We start from the raw sequence: 14914 nt of genomic DNA, 5'->3' as shown, positions 1-14914 counted from the left end.
ATGGAAAACTGGTATCGCCGGCCGCAGGTCCTGGTGGCCGCCGGCGTCTTCGTCCTGACCCTCGCCGTCTACGGGGCGACCCTGAATCCCACGACGCCATTCTGGGACGCGGGGGAGTACATCACCACGAGCCACATCGTGGGCGTGCCGCACCAGCCGGGCACGCCGCTGTACGTGCTGGTGGGACGGGTCTTCGACGTCCTCTTCGGGCAGGCCGACATCACCACCGCGAGCTACTCCACCGCCCGCGCGGTGAACTTCATGTCGGCATTCTTCAGCGCGCTGGCCGTGATGTTCATCTACCTGGTCATCTGGGAGCTGGCGCGGCGCTCCGACCCCGACTCGGGCTGGCTCGCCCACGTGGGTGGGGTGGTGGGCGCCCTCTTCCTGGCCTTCTCCGAAACCTACTGGAACAACGCCATCGAGGCCGAGGTGTACGGCCTGTCGGCGTTCATGATCGCCTTCCTGAGCTGGCTGGCCATCCGCTGGTACGACGCACGCGAGCATGCGGCCTCGAACCAGCTGCTGCTGCTCATCGTGTACCTGCTCGGCCTGGGCGTGGGCTTCCACCTGGGCAGCCTGCTCGTGTATCCGGGCATCTTCGTGCTCATGGTGGTGGCCAGGCGCCGGCAGCTGCCCCTGATCGACGTGATGGTCATGAGCGCGGGCCTCGCCATCTTCCTGGCCTCGACCTCGAACCCGCGCGACGGCGCCCTGGCCGGCTCGTGGGACAGCCTGGTCATGTTCGCCCTCGTGGTGTACGTGATCTTCGTCGGCATCCGGGCGGCCCGCCGCCAGAACTTCGCCCTCCTGGGCAGCGTGCTGTTCTTCGCCGGCCTGACGGTGCACTACATGATGATGGTGCGGGCGGGCGCCAACCCCGAGCCCTACGTGAACCAGACCGACCCGGACACCTTCGGGACCCTGGTCGAGGTGATCCGGCGCGAGCAGTACCCTCCCATCAAGGCCTTCCCGCGCCGGGCCGACCTCCTCTGGCAGTACCAGTACTACTACGACTTCCTCTTCAAGCAGTTCTACTTCCTGGGTGACGGCACCAACCTGCTCTCGCGGGTCTCCACGGTGCTCGGTCCCATCTTCCTGGCGCTGGTGGGCCTGTTCCAGGGTCTGCGCCGGGTGCGTCCGCTGATCTTCGTGCCCCTGGTGGGCTACCTGATCAACGGCGAGGCCCTGACCTTCTACCTGAACTTCACCGCCAGCGAGGTGCGCGACCGCGACTACTTCTACTTCGCGGCGTTCATGTTCCTGGCGGTCTTCATCGGGCTGGGCGCCGCGGCGCTGCTGCGCTACGCCGCCGGCGGCGAGGGCCGCACGGCCGAGGAGGCCGAGGCCGCGGGGCAGGACTGGCGGCGGGGCGTCAAGGCCGTGCGGCCGGGCCCGATCGCCGTGGCCTGCGGCGTCGTGCTGCTGGTGATCGCGGCCATGCCCGCGGTGCCGGGACACGTCAAGTACTTCGAGCACGACAACAGCGAGAACTACATCGCCTACGAGTACGCCTGGAACATCCTGGCCGGGCTCGACCGCGACGCCATCATCTTCACCAACGGCGACAACGACACGTTCCCCATCTGGTACCTGCAGCAGGTCGAGAAATTCCGCACCGACGTCACGGTGGTGAACCTCTCGCTGATCAACCTGCCGTGGTACATCAAGCAGCTGAAGAACGACCACGAGATGCCGCTGGCCATGGCCCGCAGCGACGCCGAGATCGACGCCCTGCGCCACAAGCTCTTCGAGGATCCGCAGACCGGCGAACGGCAGTTCATCATGGTCAAGGACTACGCGGTGCACGACATCATCACCACCAACTACCAGAAGGTGGGCAAGCCGGTCTTCTTCGCCGTGACGATCCCGCGGGAGAACATGGCGCGCTACTACCCGAACCTGCAGATGGAGGGCATGGCCTACCGGCTCATGGAGACCCGCGCCCCCAACAACATGCCCGTCACCGACCCCCAGAAGGTGCTGGAGAACGTGCTCGGCGTGTACCGGCTGGGCGCCCTGCTCGACGGCGACACGCCGGCGCGGCAGCAGCACTTCCAGGAGCTGGCCGGACTCGCCGGCGACGGCCGGCAGCAGGTGCTGGGTGTCGAGGGCGACCGGCTCACCGCCGACGACCTGCGCTCGCTGTACGACATGCTGGGGCGGGAGCGCACCGACGTCTTCCGCAGCAAGAACGCCCGCTTCCTGCTGGGCAACTATCCGGCGGCGCTGGCCCGCGCCGGCTACGAGGCCTACCTGCAGGCCAACGCCGCGGCCGAGTCCGATTCGGCCACATACAAGGCGCTGCTCGAGAAGTCGCTCGTGGCCTTCGAGACGAGCCTGGTCATCGCGCCGTTCAACGAGCAGTCCCTCGAGTTCTACCCGCTGCTGCTGGTGCAGGCCTTCCGCGACCAGGACGCCATGGACTTCCTGGACAGCCTGGCCGGCAACGTGCCGGTGGAGATGGAGGAGCGCACCGTGCGCAGCGCCCTGACGGGCATCATGCGCGGCGGCGTGCCCGACCTGGCCCTGACCTGGATCGAGCGGGCGCGCCAGCGGGATCCGCAGCGCCACTTCTACTACCAGCTCGATTTCGCCCTCCAGAGCGGACTGGGCCGCTACGACCAGGCCAAGGCCGTCATGGACGCCTGGACGGCGGTCAGCGGCAGCCAGGACCCGGAAATGGCGGCCGGCCTGGAGGCCCTGCGCCGCGGCGCCCTGGACCGGGAACAGCAGCGCATCGAGGACGCCGTCCGCGGCGGGCTGGGCGAGGAGAACGGGAAGGTCGGCAATGACCAGTGAGCACCTGCAGGAGATCATCGGCGACCTGCCGGACGGGGTGCGGGACGTCCTGCGCCCCGGCGCGGCGGTCGTCGTCACCGGCTGCGCCGGTTTCATCGGCAGCACCGTCACCGAGGCCCTGCTGGGCCTCGGTTGCCGCGTCACCGGTGTCGACTGCCTGACCGACTACTACGATCCGGCCCTCAAGCGCGAGAACATGGCCGGCTTCGCCGACCACGCCGGCTTCACCTGGCTCGAGGCCGACCTGCAGGACCTCGACGCCGCGGCGCTCCTCGCCGGCAAGGTGGCCTGCTTCCACCTGGCCGCCCAGGCGGGTGTGCGGGCCAGCTGGGGCGCTTCGTTCGCCGACTACCTCGGCCGCAACGTCATGGCGACCCAGCGCCTGCTCGAGGCCTGCAAGGAGCCGGCGGTGCGCGACTCCCTCGTGCGCTTCGTCTACTCGAGCAGCAGTTCGGTGTACGGCGACCAGCCGGCGCTGCCGGTCACCGAGGCCGCGCTGCCCCAGCCGCGCTCGCCCTACGGCGTGACCAAGATGGCCGCCGAACACCTCTGCGTGCTGTACAGCATGAATTTCGGCGTGCCCACGAGCAGCCTGCGCTACTTCACCGTCTTCGGCCCGCGCCAGCGGCCGGACATGGCCTTCCGCAAGTACATCGAGGCGGCCCTCGACGGGCGCGTCTTCGAGGTCTTCGGCGACGGCAGCCAGACCCGCGACTTCACCTACGTGGGCGACGCGGTGCGCTCGAACCTGCTCGCGGTGGCGTGTGCCGAGCCGTGGGAGGTCTTCAACACCGGCGGCGGCAGCCGGCTCGTCTTCAGCGACACCCTCGCCACGCTGCAGGGCATCCTGCAGGACCGCGTGCCGGGCCTCGCGGCCCAGGTGGCGTACCGCGAGACCGCCAAGGGCGACGTGAAGGACACCTTCGCCGACCGCACCCACGTGGAGCGGACCATCGGCTACCGGCCGACCATCGATTTCGCCGCGGGCCTGGCCCGCGAGGTGGACTGGGCCATCGCCCGGCGGCGGGCGTGAGCTGCGGAAAGGAACTCGACGTGGAACAGGGGATGACGACCGGAATGGCGGGCGACGCCGCCGTGCGCTGCGACATCGCGGTGGTGGTACCGGCCTACAACGAGGCCGAGTCCCTGCCGGAGCTCATCGACCGCATCGACGCCGCGATCACGGGCATGGGCCGCACGTGGGAGGCGTGGGTCATCGACGACGGCAGTTCCGACGCCACCTTCGCGGTGACGCGCGAACTGGCCGCCGCGCGCCCCCAGGTGCACGGCCTCAGCTTCGGGCGCAACTTCGGCAAGGCCGCGGCGCTGGCCGCCGGGTTCCGGGCGGCCAGCGCCGCCATCGTGATCACCATGGACGCCGACCTGCAGGACGATCCGGCCGAGATCCCCGCCCTGGTCGCCATGATCGAGGACGGCTGGGACCTCGTCTCCGGCTGGAAGCAGGACCGCAAGGACAGCTTCATCAAGAACAACACCTCGAAGGTGTTCAACTGGTTCACCGGGCGCATGTGCGGTCTGAAGCTGCACGACTTCAACTGCGGCCTGAAGGCCTATCGCCGCGAGGTGACCCGCACCGTGCGCCTCTACGGCGACATGCACCGCTATGTGCCGGCGCTGGCCCACCTCGAGGGCTTCCGCGTGACCGAGAAGCCGGTGAAGCACTACGCCCGCAAGTACGGCACCACCAAGTACGGCATGGCCCGCTTCGTCAACGGCTTCCTCGACCTGCTGACGGTCTACTTCCTGCACGCCCGGCGCACCTCGCCGCTCCACTTCTTCGGGCGCTTCGGCCTCGGTTTCCTCACCGTGGGCGGCGGCATCAGCGCCTGGTTCCTGCTGCAGTGGCTGCTCGGTCACGGCCTGCGGGTGCGGCCGATCCTCGTGGTGGGGCTGATCCTGATCGTCGTCGCCTTCCAGTTCATCAGTCTCGGCCTGATCGCCGAGCTGGTGGTGGCGGGACGCCGTCCCGAGGACCAGTACCGGATCGCCGACCGTGTTTGAGATGGGGCGCAGCGGCGGGGCGGCGGGCGATCCGGCCTGGACCCCGGAGCGTCCCCTCGCGGTGGTGCTGGTCAACTGGAACGGGCGCGACGTGCTGCCCGACTGCTTCGCGTCCCTGGCCGACGCCCGCTACCCGCACCTGCGGGTGATCATGGTCGACAACGGCTCGGCGGACGACTCGGTGGCCTGGACGCGCATGCACCACCCGTCGGTGGAGATCATCGAGACGGGGGAGAACCTGCGCTGGGCGGGCGGCACCAACGTGGGCCTGCGCCGGCTGCGGGCCGACGCCTTCCGCGGCCACATCCTGCTGCTGAACAACGACACCATCGTGCCGCAGGGCAGCCTGGGTCGCCTCGTGCGCGCCCTCGAGGAGGACCCGGCGGCCTGGCTGGCCACGCCGCGCATCTGCTACGCCGCCGATCCGGCCCGGGCCTGGTACGACGGGGGGCTGGTGGGGCGCTGGAGCGGCTGGGTGCGCCACGACGGCATCCGGCAGCTCACGGGCAACCTCGATCCCGGGCAACGCTACGTGGAGTACGGCACCGGCTGCGCGCTGCTGCTGCGGGCGGGCGTGCTCGAGAAGGTCGGCGAGCTCGACGAGGGGTTCTACTTCTACGGCGAGGACGCCGACTACTCCCTGCGGGCGCGGGCGGCCGGGGGCCGGATCCTGCACGTGCCTCTCTCACTGGTGCTGCACAAGGTGAGCGCCTCGCTGAAGGGCGACTCGCCGCGCAAGTCGTGGCTGCGGACGCGGAGCCACATCCGGCTGCTGCGCAAGCACTGGCCGCGGCGGAGCTGGCCCCTGCTGGTGCCCGCCCAGGCGGCCTACCTGGGGGCGCACACGGCCTGGAACCTCTGGCACGGGCGGCTGGGCTCGGCCCTGGCCCTGTGGCAGGGCGTCTGCGACGAACTGCAGGGTCGGGACTACGCCTGAGCCCGCCGGGGGCGCGGTGGACCGCCCGCCCCATCGATGATATCCTTGGCGGACGGATCCGGCGGGGGGCGCCCCGCCCGTGGTGCGTTGTGCCCCAACCTCATCCCGCGGCCGGGACGTCCCCGCCGGGCAGGAGACGACGTTTTGGCCCAGAAGAAACCGCGTGCCGCCGCGGCGACCCCCGCCGCCTCCGCGACCCCTCCCGCCTGGCGCCGGGCGCTCACCGAGCAATCGGGACCCCTGTACTGGCTGGGGCTGGCCGTCGCGCTGTGGGTGTTGCTGGCGGTGGTGTATCCGGGGCCGGTGCTGCAGGGGAAGGTCTTCCTGAGCAGCGACGCGAGCAACGCCGACGCCTTCGGGGCCATCGGCGACGCGAGCCTCGCCGCCGGCCACTACCCCCTGTGGAATCCCTACCTCTTCGCCGGCATGCCGACCTTCGGGTCGGTGGCCTACGTCAAGTTCGTCTATCCGCCCGCCGTGCTCTTCAACTTCCTGCAGGGAACGCTGGGCTTCGCGCCCCTGACCTGGTGGATCGGGCACCTGCTCTTCGGCGGCCTGGGCATGATGTGGCTGCTCTCGCGCTGGAAGCTGCCGACCGGGGCGCTGCTCCTGGGCGCGGTGGTCTTCGTGCTCTTCCCGAAGGTCGTGGCCTGGGGCGTGCACGGACACGGTTCGAAGCTCGGCGCGGCCATGTACCTGCCCTGGCTGGTGGGTCTGGCCCTGCGGATCATGGACGGCCGGCGGGCCGGGGAACGCTGGCGCTCCGTGGGCGTGCTGGGGCTGCTGGCGGGGCTGATGTTCCTGCGCGGGCACCCGCAGGTCATCTACTACAACCTGGGCACGGTGGTCTGGCTCGGGCTGTGGAACACCGTGCTGCCGTTCGACACCTCGCTGCGCCAGGTGGCCGGCGCGATCCGGGCCCGTCGCCTCGCCCTCGTGTGCGGCGGGCTGGCCATCGGCTTCCTCGTGGGCGCCGTGCTGATGCTGCCGGTGCGCGAGTACGCGGGCATCTCCATCCGCGGCCAGGACACCGCCGGCGGCGGCGGCGTCGGGCTCGACTACGCCACCAACTGGTCGCTGGCCCCGGACGAACTGGGCACGCTGGTGCTGCCGGCGGCGGCCGGCTTCGGCAAGGCCACCTATCTCGGCCTGATGCCCTTCAACGACTACCCGAACTACCTGGGCTTCCTGCTGCTGCTGCTGGCCGCGGCGGCGTGGGGGCGGGCGCGGCGCCCGCTGGTGGCCGCGCTGGGCGTCTTCGCCGGGCTGGTGGTGGTCACGAGCTTCGGCGGCGACTTCTACAGCTTCCTCTACGACTATCTGCCGTACTTCAACAAGTTCCGCGTGCCGTCGATGATCCTCATCCTGCTGGCCTTCGGCGTGGCGCTGCTGGCGCCGCGCGGGGTGACGGCGTGGCGCGACGGCGAGTCGGTCCTCGGGAGGCCCTTCGTGCTGCCGGGGCTGCTGGCCCTCGTCGGTCTCGCCTGCCTGGCGGGCGGGGCGGGCCTGGCCGAGTCGTCCTTCACGGCGCACCTGTCGGCCCTGGCGGCCAAGGCGGGCAAGCAGGCGGCGCCGGTGCTGCTGGGCGCGGCCTGGGCCCTGCACAAGGCCAGCCTGGTGCGCATCGGCCTGGTGTGCCTGGTCGCCGCGGCGGCGCTTTTCTTCTCGCTGCGGAACACGACGTTCCGTCGGCACGGCCTGGTGTGGGTGCTGCTCGTCCTGGTGCTGCTCGATTTCGGCCCGGTCAACCGCAAGATCATCCATCCGGAGACGGCCCTGCAGACGGTGGTGAGCGACGGACGGGGCGGGGCGCGGCTGGCGCCGGCGCCGCGCCTGGTGCGCGACTACCAGCCGGTGGGCGAGATCGGTCCGGGCCCGAACGCGGCGGCGGTGGCCGCGGCCGCGGGGCATGACCGCGTGTGGCCACTGGGGGCCGAGGGCGGCCAGAACGTCTGGATGATCGACCGCATCCGCTCCCTCGGCGGCTACCATCCGGCGAAGCTGGCCCAGTACGAGCAGATCCGCAAACGCCTGTACGGCGAGCGCCCGGCCGGACGGCTGGCCGGTTGGCTCGGGGGCACGACCGTGACCTTCGCGCGGCCCCTCTCGGCCGAGGAGATCGGCGCGCTGCAGGGCCTAGGCCTGGATCTCGCGCAGGTCGCCGACGGCACGCCGGTCGTCTATCGCAACCGGGCCGCCCTGCCGCGGGCCCGCCTCGTCGACACCTGGCGGCCGGTGGCCGAGGCGCCGGGCGGCGGCGCCCTCGAGCCCTTCCTCGACGCCCTGGCCGAGGGCCGCCTCGACCCGCACGCGGGCGTCTTCCTGTCGGCGGCGCCGGAGCCCGCGCCCGTCGCCGGCGACGCGCCCCTGCCGCCGGTGACGTACCTGGACGACGACCTCGACGAGGTCGTGCTGCGGGTCGAGACCCCGCGCGCGGCGGTCCTGGTCCTGGCCGACATGATGACGCCCGGCTGGCGGGTCGAGGTCGACGGCGCGCCCCGTCCGCTGCTGACGGCCGACCTGGTGCTGCGGGCCGTGGCCCTGGAGGCGGGAACCCACGAGGTGCGGTTCGTCTTCCATGATCCGGCCGTGGGGCGGGGATTGACTCTGACCGTCATCGGGGCGATCCTCATCCTGGCCCTGTTGCTGATGCCACTGGCGCTGAATCGTCTGCGTCCGGCGCCCGACCCGCGCGGAGAGACACCCGTCCATGAGTGACCCGAACCGCCAGCCGCCGCCGCTGAACCTGACGAAGGCCGTCGTGGTGGTGCCCACCTACAACGAGGCGGAGAACATCGGCCGCCTCGTGCCGCGGATCCTCGAGCGGGACCCGCGGCTGTCGGTGCTGGTGGTGGACGACAACTCGCCCGACGGCACCGCCGCCGTGGTGAAGAAGCTCGACGGCTTCGGCGACCGGGTGCTCATCCTCGAGCGGGAGAAGAAGGAGGGGCTCGGCGCCGCCTACATCGCGGCCTTCCAGTGGATCCTGGCCCACACCGACTTCGAGGCCGTCTTCGAGATGGACGCCGACTTCAGCCACGACCCGGTGGCCCTCGTCGAGTTCCTGCGCCGGATCGAGGAGCACGATCTCGTGCTCGGCAGCCGCTACCTGCACGGCATCACGGTGGTGAACTGGCCCCTCAAGCGGCTCATCCTGAGCGTGGGGGCGAACCGCTACGCCGGCTTCGTCACCGGCATGAAGCTCAAGGACTGCACCGGCGGCTTCAAGTGCTTCCGCCGCTCGACCCTCGAGGCCCTGCCCCTGGACCGCATCAAGAGCGACGGCTACAGCTTCCAGATCGAGATGAACTACCACTGCTGGCGGCGCGGCATGAGCATCCGGGAGATCCCGATCATGTTCGTCGACCGGCAGGTGGGGGTCTCGAAGATGAGCAAGAAGATCATCATCGAGGCCATGTGGATGGTGTGGGCCCTGCGCCTGCGCCGGATCCCCTGACCGGAGGGCGGGCCCGCCCCCGCCGGGGCGGCTCCCCGGCGCCCGGGACCGGAAAGTGAACACGTGAAGCTCGGCATCGTCATCGTCCACTACAACACGAGCGCGGACCTGGACCGCTGCCTCGAGTCGCTCGCGGCCTATCCGCCCGCGGCCGACCACCATGTGGTGGTGGTGGACAACGCCTCGGTCGATCCCGGCCTGGGCGAGGTGCGCAGCCGCTTCCCGGACTGCACCTGGATCATGAACGGCGAGAACGTGGGCTACGCCCGGGGCTGCAACCAGGGCATGGCCGCGGCGCCCGCCGCGTACCACCTGATCCTCAATCCGGACATCGTGGTGCAGCCCGGGGCCCTGGACCGCCTGCTGGCCTTCGCCGACGCGAACCCGCGGGCCGGCATGGTCGGGCCGCAGCTGCTGAACGAGGACGGCTCGGTCCAGGACTCGTGCCGCCGCTTCTACACCTTCCGCACGCTGCTGCTGCGCCGCACGTTCCTGGGCCGGATCTTCCCCGACAGCGCCACCGTGCGGCGGCATCTCATGCGCGACTTCGACCACCAGTCGTCCCGGCCGGTCGACTGGGTGCTGGGCGGCTGCCTGCTGGTGCGGGCGTCGGCCATGGCGCGCACCGGCCCCATGGACGAACGCTTCTTCCTCTACTTCGAGGACGTCGACTGGTGCTACCGCATGTGGCAGGCCGGTTTCGAGGTGCGGTACACGCCCGATGCGCGCTTCGTCCACCGGCACCGGCGCGAGAGCGCGCAGGGACGTTTCAACCGCAGCTTCTGGCTCCACCTGGGCAGCCTGATCTCCTTCTACGAGAAGTGGGGCATGTTCGTCTGGCTGCTGAAGAAGTGGCGCGATCCGCTGCTGGTGATGCTGTGGTGGCTGCTCGACATGGCGGGACTGACGGCGGCCTTCTGGGGCGCCTACGGCCTGCGCGCCCTGGCGGGCGATCTCTTCGCCGAGCCCCTGTATCCGGCGGCCGAGTACTGGCCCCTGCAGGTCTTCGCGTGGCTGCTGGCCACGGCGGCGTTCGTCGTCGTCGGCCGCTACCGCGCGGCGACCCTGCGCGGCGGACGCCCGTGGGGCGAGCACCTGCGCCAGGTCGGGGGCGTGGGCCTGCTGCTGCTGGCGAGCACCTACCTGGGCCACCAGGAGGTCATCAGCCGGGCCGTGCTGCTGGTCTTCCTGCCCCTGATGGCGCTCGCGACCGGTCTGGGCGAGATTGTGCTGGGGCGGCTGCTGCGCCGGCTCGAGCGCGGCCGGCTGAGTCTCGAACGCACGCTGCTGGCCGGACCGCCCGCGCGGCTGCGCACGTGGCTGGCCGGGGCGCGCGACATGACGGCCCACGGCGTCGACCTGGCCGGCTACGTGGCCGAGCCCGGCTCGGGCGCCGGCCACCTGCCGCCCCTGGCCGACGGCGACCTGCCCTGCCTGGGGCCGCGCGACGACCTGGTCGGCATCGTCAACCGGTACCGCATCTCCCAGGTGGTCTTCTGGGACAGCCCGCAACCGGGTCCGACCGCCGACCGGGAGTGGCAGTTGCTGGCGGGACTGCGGCGCCAGCGGATCCGGCTGCGCTGGATGGCCGGCGGCGCCTGGCTGCTGGCGGCCGGCACGCGGGCCGAACTCTTCGGGGCCGAACTGAGCGCGGTCCAGACGGGCGGCGGTCCGCCCGCAGCGGGAGCCCTGCGCGACCGGGGCCTCGCCCTGGCGGCCGGCCTGCTGCTCGGCCTGCTCGGGTGGCTGCCCTGGCTGTGGATGCGCGGCGTCGACGTGCCGCGGCGGCGGGCCCGCTGGCTGCAGGTGCGCACGAGCGACCTCTGGGGCCACGACCCGGAGCTGCCGCTGGCCGTGGCGGCTTCGGGCCGCGTGCGCGGGCTGGTCTGGCAATGGCGCCTGGCCGGACCCCTGCTGCGGGGACGACTGGCCCTGACCGGCCCGCGGCCCCTGACCGGCGGTCGCCTCGCGGCGCCGCGGCAGGCCGCCGATGTCCTGGAATTCTGGCGCTCGGGGCCGCGGGCCCCGGGCCTGACCGGCGCCTGGCGCGGCGGTCCGTGGCGCGCCTGGCGCGGCCTGTGGCGCGACCCGGGCGGCTTCGGCGTCCTGGGCGCCGACGACGATCACCCCCTGAACCAACCGTCCACCATGGAGGTCGGCCGGTCGACGGCCGACGCCTCGTCCCGGACCGGCTGACCGGCCCCGGAGAAAGGCCCACAACATGAAGGTCGACACGAAACGGCACGGCAGGAAGCGGGTGACGGCGGCGGTGGGGATCGCGGCCGTGGTGCTCGCGGTCCTGGGTGCAGGGCAGGGGGCGGCCCAATCCGTATCCTTCGAACAGCTCCTCATCGCGCGGGAGACGACGGCGGTGCTGGAGCGGGACGGCGTGGTCATCGCCGGCATCGCGGGCGGCGGCCTGCTCTTCGCGCCTGCGGCCGACCCCGGCGCGTGGCAGCGTCTGTCCGCCGGCGACGAGCTCTCGGGCAACGACGTCTCGGACCTGGCCTGGACCGGCGAGAACGTGTGGGTCGCCACGCGCGGCGGCGGCCTGACCCGCATCACCGACGTGGCGGGCGCGCGCGACTTCCGCCAGTTCGCCTCGAGCCGCAACGCGCTGGACGTGACCGCGGTCGCCGGCAACGTCGTCAACGGCGTCGAGCGCGTCTACTACGGCCTGGCGGGCGGGGGCGTCGGGCTCATCAGCGACGGCGCGCCGCGCACCGTCTACACCACCAACGACGGCCTGGTCTCCGACGACGTGACGACCCTCGCGGTGATCGGCGACGTGCTCTACGTCGGCACGCCGCAGGGCGTGTCCCGCTTCGCCGACAACTTCTTCACCACCGTGAACGACAGCCTCGGCGACCTGGGCATCAACGACCTCGCCGTCGAGTCGGACGGTCACCTGCTGGCCGGGACCGAGTCGGGCCTGTTCCGCTGGGACGAGGCCGGCGAGACGTGGTCGGTCGTGGCCGGCCAGACGAATCCGGTGCGGGAGATCTCCTGCCGTGACGGATTTATCTACGTGCGGCTCGCCGGCACGATCCGGGAGTTCGACGGCAGCGTATGGCGCGTCGTGAGCGGTCCCACCGGCCAGGTCACGGCCCTGCACGCCGGGGCGAGCCTGTGGTCCGGCGGCACCATCGTCACCGACGACCCGACGGGCTTCGACCTGCGCTCGGCCTACCTGGCGCGCCACGCGAGCGTCACCTCCTTCACGCACTGGGAAGTCGACGCCATGCAGACGCCGTCGCCCTGGGGCGTGGCCATGAGCGGCGACACGCCCTACATCGGGACGTTCTCCTTCGAGTCGGTGCTCTCGCATCCGGGCGCCGACGCCTGGGTCCACAACCGCTTCCAGTCGACGTCGAGCACCGATCCCACGCGGCTGCCGGCGGGCCAGATCCTCTCGGCCGAGGCCGGGCCGGACGGCGACGTGTGGATCGGCCTGTACTCGGGCACCGGCCTCGGGCGCGTCGACGCCGAAGACGGAACGGTGACCGCCATGAACCGGCTCAACAGCGGCCTGCGGGGCCAGCACGTCATCAACGTGCGGGTGCACCCGGACGGCCCGGTGATCACCATGCACGACCAGACCGACACGCTGAAGGTGGAGATCCTGGTCGATCCGGCCAACTGGTCGAGCGCCGGGAGCTGGCTGGCCGTGCCCAACGCCCGGCTCGGGGCCGTCGAGTCGACCGACATCAACGACACGGTGGTGCAGAGGCGCGACGTGATCTGGTTCGCCGTGTCGGACGTGGGCCTGGTGCGCTGGGACATCAACGGCGCGTCGGCCGGTCCCGACGATCCGCTGACCTGGTTCGACGACAGCGACGACAGCTGGATCACCGTGACCTCGGTCACGGGGGCTTCGCAGTCCCTCGGCGCGGCCTTCGCCCTGGAGGCGGGGGCCGACGGCACCATCTGGGTCGGCGGCAACGGGCTGCTCCAGTTCCGCTACGACGAGGCGGCGCGCCGCGCGACGGCGGTGACCTCGCTGCTGGGCAAGGAGCTGGTCGACGTCATCGGGCTCGTCGACGGCAACGTGGTCGACCTGGCCCGCGACTTCAACGGCGACATGTGGGTGGCCGCTTCCACCGGCGTCAATCGCGTGCGGGGCTCCGGCGCCGGCGTGGAGGTCGATGCCTACCTCGACCTGGCCAACTACATGGCCAGCGACGCCAACCGCGCCTTCTACTCGAGCTCGGCGATCCGGCCGCTGCCCGGCCAGGTGTACCGGCGCATCTGCGCCAGCGCCGACCGGCGGCGGATCCTCGTCAGCGCGAACCAGGGCGTGTCGCTGATCACCGTCGGGCGCGACACCGGCGGCGGGGCCGGCGGCGCCGTGGCGACGGCCTACGTGTACCCGAACCCCTACCTGGGCGGACAGGTCGACGGCGGCCTGAAGCTCGGCGGCCTCGACGGCGACGTCACGGCCCGGGTCGAGATCTACAACCTCGAGGGTCAGCTCGTGTACCAGGCCGAGGACGTGGCGCCCGGCGAGGGCTTCTGGACCGGCATCAACCGGGTCGGCCAGGACGTGACCACCGGCATGTACCTCGTGCGGGTCGTCGTCGACGGCATGGCGCAGGCCTTCCCCCTCTCGGTGGTCAGATGATCGACACCGCCCGCGGATCCACCCCCGCCGTCGACGTCACGGCCGGCGCGGCCGAGCCCGACGGCTGGGGGGATCTGCTGGCGGCGTGCGCCGACGCCGACTACTCCCACACCACCCATTGGCAGCGCTGCGCCTGCGCCCACCAGCCGGGGGCCGCGCCCCTGTGGCTGACGGCCCGCAGCGCGGGGCGCCTGGTGGGGGGGCTCGTCGCGGTCGGGGGTCCACGGCGCCTGGCCGGCGGACTCGTCCGGGTGCAGCGGCTCGACAGCAGCCTCGACGGGACGAGCGGCGGCCCCCTCGTGCGTGACGACCTGCCGGCCACCCGGCGCGACGCGGTCTTCGACGCGCTGGTCGCGGCCTTCGCGGGGCGGCGCCGGGGGGGATGGAGCGCCGCCACCTTCGCCCTGAATCCCGGCAGCGAGGCGCGCTTCGGGGCGCGGCTGGCCGGCGCCGGGAACTGGATCCGGCACGACTCGCCCACGGCCATGATCCCGCTCGCCGGCGGCGCCGAAGCGGTGGCGAAGGACTGCTGGAACAACACCAAGCGGAACGAGCGCAACCGCGGCCTCAAGCGGGGCGCCGAGGTCGTCGTCACCCGCGACCCGGACCTCGTCGCGGCCTACCACCCGCTCCACGTGGCGGCCAGCGCCCACTGGGGCCTGCCGCCCGTGCCCCTCGGCCGCCTGCAGGACCTGCTCCGCGATCCCGACGACCGCGTCTTCTTCACCTGCGTGCGGCTCGAGGGCCGCGTCATCGGCGGCCACCTCTGCCTGCATCACGGCGAGCGGGTCTTCGCCTGGAACGGAGTCACCGATCCGGCCTTCGCCCGCAGCCACTTCCCGGGCACCCTCTGCTTCTGGGGCGACGTGCAGGAGGCCTGCCGCCGCGGGGCGGCCTGGCTCGACATCGGCGCCAGCGGCGGCGTGCATTCCCTCGAGGGATTCAAGAAGTACCTCGGCGCCGAGATCCGGCCGCGGGGCTGGTACGTGGCGGAGTCGGGTCCGGTGCGCGTGCTGCGCCGGGTGCGCGAGCGCCTCGCGGCCGGACGCGGCGCGGCGCCCCGCCGGTGGCACGA

The 14914-nt window shown here is 71.8% G+C and carries 9 protein-coding genes; all 9 read left to right on the top strand.

The features are described from left to right. A complete protein-coding gene (locus KDM41_08425) occupies positions 1 to 2802 on the top strand; it encodes a DUF2723 domain-containing protein (GenBank protein ID MCB1183446.1) in 2802 nt (933 codons plus the stop codon). Further along, positions 2792 to 3835 carry a GDP-mannose 4,6-dehydratase gene (locus tag KDM41_08420; GenBank protein ID MCB1183445.1) on the top strand — a complete coding sequence of 348 codons (1044 nt, stop codon included), beginning with the start codon at positions 2792 to 2794 and terminating at the stop codon, positions 3833 to 3835. The genes KDM41_08425 and KDM41_08420 overlap by 11 nt, the downstream gene beginning before the upstream one ends. After that, the gene (locus tag KDM41_08415) at positions 3832 to 4824 is read left to right on the top strand and encodes a glycosyltransferase family 2 protein (GenBank protein ID MCB1183444.1); all 993 of its coding nucleotides are present in this window, start codon (positions 3832 to 3834) and stop codon (positions 4822 to 4824) included. The genes KDM41_08420 and KDM41_08415 overlap by 4 nt, the downstream gene beginning before the upstream one ends. Next, positions 4817 to 5761, top strand: coding sequence for a glycosyltransferase family 2 protein (locus KDM41_08410; protein ID MCB1183443.1), 945 nt, complete (start codon positions 4817 to 4819; stop codon positions 5759 to 5761). The genes KDM41_08415 and KDM41_08410 overlap by 8 nt, the downstream gene beginning before the upstream one ends. Positions 5762 to 5905: 144 nt before the next feature. After that, positions 5906 to 8479 carry a hypothetical protein gene (locus KDM41_08405; GenBank protein MCB1183442.1) on the top strand — a complete coding sequence of 858 codons (2574 nt, stop codon included), beginning with the start codon at positions 5906 to 5908 and terminating at the stop codon, positions 8477 to 8479. Beyond that, positions 8472 to 9218, top strand: coding sequence for a polyprenol monophosphomannose synthase (locus tag KDM41_08400; protein ID MCB1183441.1), 747 nt, complete (start codon positions 8472 to 8474; stop codon positions 9216 to 9218). The genes KDM41_08405 and KDM41_08400 overlap by 8 nt, the downstream gene beginning before the upstream one ends. A 63-nt stretch (positions 9219 to 9281) precedes the next feature. Further along, positions 9282 to 11414, top strand: coding sequence for a glycosyltransferase (locus tag KDM41_08395; GenBank protein MCB1183440.1), 2133 nt, complete (start codon positions 9282 to 9284; stop codon positions 11412 to 11414). Positions 11415 to 11439: 25 nt separating this feature from the next. Continuing rightward, a complete protein-coding gene (locus KDM41_08390; GenBank protein ID MCB1183439.1) occupies positions 11440 to 13839 on the top strand; it encodes a T9SS type A sorting domain-containing protein in 2400 nt (799 codons plus the stop codon). Then, positions 13836 to 14914: GNAT family N-acetyltransferase (locus KDM41_08385; protein ID MCB1183438.1), on the top strand; the 1079-nt coding region annotated here is incomplete at its 3' end. The genes KDM41_08390 and KDM41_08385, both read left to right, overlap by 4 nt.

This window comes from bacterium, from assembly GCA_020440705.1.
GTDB lineage: Bacteria > Krumholzibacteriota > Krumholzibacteriia > LZORAL124-64-63 > LZORAL124-64-63 > JAGRNP01.
This window is presented reverse-complemented; position numbering and strand designations above follow the sequence as displayed.